The organism is Mesorhizobium sp. LSJC285A00, from assembly GCF_000503155.1.
Lineage (GTDB): Bacteria > Pseudomonadota > Alphaproteobacteria > Rhizobiales > Rhizobiaceae > Mesorhizobium.
Map to the genome: position 1 here is coordinate 1 of NZ_AYVK01000116.1, position 466 is coordinate 466.

Here is a 466-nt window from a genome sequence, read left to right on the forward strand (position 1 = left end):
GCGCCTGCCGTGGCCACGGCAGCGCCTGCCGCTCCCGCTGAAACAGCACCTGCTGCTCCGGCTGTGGAAGCCGCAACTGCCCCTGCAGCGCCAGCAGTACCTGCAGCGCCGCCGGCGGCAGGCGTGGCTGCACCCAAGATCGTCGTCGAGGCGGTCGAGATCGACGGCAACAAGATCTTCGTCGCCGGTCTGGCTGACGCCGGCCGCAAGGTGCGCGCCTATGCCAACGATATCCTGCTTGGCGATGCGGTGACCTCGCCCGACGGTCATTTCCTGGTCGAGGCAACGCGCGATATCCCGGTCGGCAACTACACCATCCATGTCGACGGTCTCGATGCCGACGGCGTGAAGGTGGTAGCGCGTGCCGCCGTGCCGTTCGAGCGCGAACCCGGCGAGGCGATCGCCGCCGTGGCGCCTGCGGAGGCCAAGCCCGCCGAGACCAAGCCCGCCGAAGCAAAGCCTGCTG

The 466-nt window shown here is 69.3% G+C and carries 1 pseudogene; it reads left to right on the forward strand.

Annotation, left to right across the window (positions count from 1 at the left end):
* Positions 1 to 466: pseudogene (locus tag X726_RS01000000167885) on the forward strand (peptigoglycan-binding protein LysM); the annotation flags it as partial.